This window comes from Streptomyces sp. NPDC002044 (assembly GCF_040296725.1).
Taxonomy (GTDB): domain Bacteria; phylum Actinomycetota; class Actinomycetes; order Streptomycetales; family Streptomycetaceae; genus Streptomyces; species Streptomyces antarcticus.
In genome coordinates this window covers 1-1,889 of sequence record NZ_JBEOXU010000313.1, presented here as the reverse complement: position 1 = coordinate 1,889, position 1,889 = coordinate 1, and the positions used below count along the sequence as shown (strand labels likewise).

The 1,889-nt window shown below is 67.1% G+C and carries 2 protein-coding genes and 1 pseudogene; 2 read left to right on the top strand and 1 reads right to left on the bottom strand.

Annotation, left to right across the window (positions count from 1 at the left end; all coding sequences use genetic code 11):
* Positions 1–116: 116 nt before the first annotated feature.
* Entirely contained in the window at positions 117–392 is a 276-nt protein-coding gene (locus tag ABT106_RS31865; RefSeq protein ID WP_351284518.1) for a hypothetical protein, read from the top strand.
* Between the two features lie 65 nt (positions 393–457).
* Here the strand turns inward: ABT106_RS31865 and ABT106_RS31860 are convergent.
* Positions 458–955, bottom strand: a pseudogene (locus ABT106_RS31860) (alpha/beta fold hydrolase); the annotation flags it as partial.
* Between the two features lie 355 nt (positions 956–1,310).
* Between ABT106_RS31860 and ABT106_RS31855 the strand changes: the two are divergent.
* On the top strand, positions 1,311–1,514 hold the full coding sequence (locus ABT106_RS31855) for a cold-shock protein (protein WP_014047008.1): 204 nt from the start codon (positions 1,311–1,313) through the stop codon (positions 1,512–1,514).
* Positions 1,515–1,889 lie beyond the last annotated feature (375 nt).

The window sequence follows — 1,889 nt, the reverse complement described above, 5'->3', positions numbered from 1 at the left end:
GGCATCCCCATGGCCTGGCAGGCCGCCGACGCCCTCGCGGCCCGGCTCGCCGGGACCGAGGCGCCCCGGGAGAAGGAGACTGGGAGGGGACGGGACTCGCCCGACGGGAGACGATCATGGCCAGAAACCACCAGTTCAGTGTCGACCGGGCCGGCCATTCGGTGACCGTCACCGTGCACGGCGACCACCCGCACGTGATCGAGCTGCTGGTCGACGGCAAGGAACTGGGCCGCCGCGCCGCACGCACGGGCAGCTGGATCCTGGACGCCGAACTGGCCACCGACCCGCCGACACCCCTGCGGGTGCGGGTCCACCTCCCCCACACGGCGAGCATCCCCCGCTGCACCCTGGAGATGGACGGCAGGGAAGAGGCCATGCCCCAGAGGTCGTGAGACCGGCGGCCGGAGCCGTCGCGCGCATGCGCGGGACGGCCAGGCCGCCGGTGGCACGGCTCGTCCTAGACGCGGATGAAGTCGAGCAGGTCGGCGTTGAAGGCGCGCTCGAAGCCACCCGTCAGGCCGTGCGGCGCACCCGGGTAGACCGTGAGGACGGAGTCCTTGACCAGGGTGGCCGACTTCCGTGCCGCGGCGCCGATCGGCACGATCTGGTCGTCGTCGCCGTGGGCGATGAGGGTCGGGACGTCGATGCGGCCCAGGTCCTCGGTGAAGTCGGTCGCGGAGAACTGCGCCAGGCAGTCGTACGCGGCCTTGAGCCCCGCCCGCATCCCCATCAGCCAGAAGGCGTCGCGCGCGCCCTGCGACACGTTCGAGCCGGGCCGGTTCGCACCGTAGAAGGACTCGCTCAGCGTCCGGTAGAACTCGGAGCGGTCCAGGCGGACCCCCTCGCGGATGCCGTCGAACACCTCCAGGGGCAGGGCGACGCGACCGGTTCCGTCCCGGCCGGTGTACCGGGCGACCTCCCCTCCGCCGGTCGAGTGACCCACGAGGACCGTGTCGGCGCCTGTCAGCCGCGGTCGATGGTCAGGTCGTGTCCCCGGCCCGGCAACTCGGCGGACCCGCGCCAATCAATATCTGTTGCCGTGGCGTGAGATATGGGCACGAGGCGCCATGAGTATTTCTTCCACAACAGGTCGAGCCGAATGATTTACCGTGCACGGACCATCCTGCCGTGCTACTGTCGATCTCAGTTGCAGTTGTGGTTCCCAAAAACTTCAAGTGCCCTCACCAGTGTTCTGCGCCGGTGGGAGCACTTCTGTATTTCCGGTCATTTTTCCGGGTGGGGCAATCATCGCGGCGACACGGAGACCGCACGGTGTGGTCTCCGGGTACTGCCCCAAAGGAGATATTGACATGGCATCTGGCACCGTGAAGTGGTTCAACGCTGAAAAGGGTTTCGGTTTCATCGAGCAGGACGGTGGCGGCGCTGACGTCTTCGCCCACTACTCGAACATCGCCGCCCAGGGCTTCCGTGAGCTCCAGGAAGGCCAGAAGGTCAACTTCGACATCGCGCAGGGCCAGAAGGGCCCGACGGCCGAGAACATCGTTCCCGCCTGACGCTGACGCGTAAACGCAGCTGGGGCCCGCACCTTGGGGTGCGGGCCCCAGCTCGTTGCGTTTCCGGGCTCAGATTCTTCCCGAACGGCATGGCACGCCCCGATCCATACCGGGCCGTCCGCCGTACGGCACGCCCGACCCGGGCTCCGGATTCTCATCCGTCTGAGCTTCCCCAGCCGGCACCCCGGATTTCACATCCGAAGCGCGCCGCTGGATATCAGCGCCCGTTCCCGCGGAATCGACCGCCGGACGGATTCGCTTTTACTTTCGCTTTCGCTTTCGTATTTCATTCGGCTCGTTCTCGCGAATCTCCCTTCGGGGATTCCTCGATACGTGCCGCATCGAGGAAGGTTCTGCATGAACCGCACCATTCGC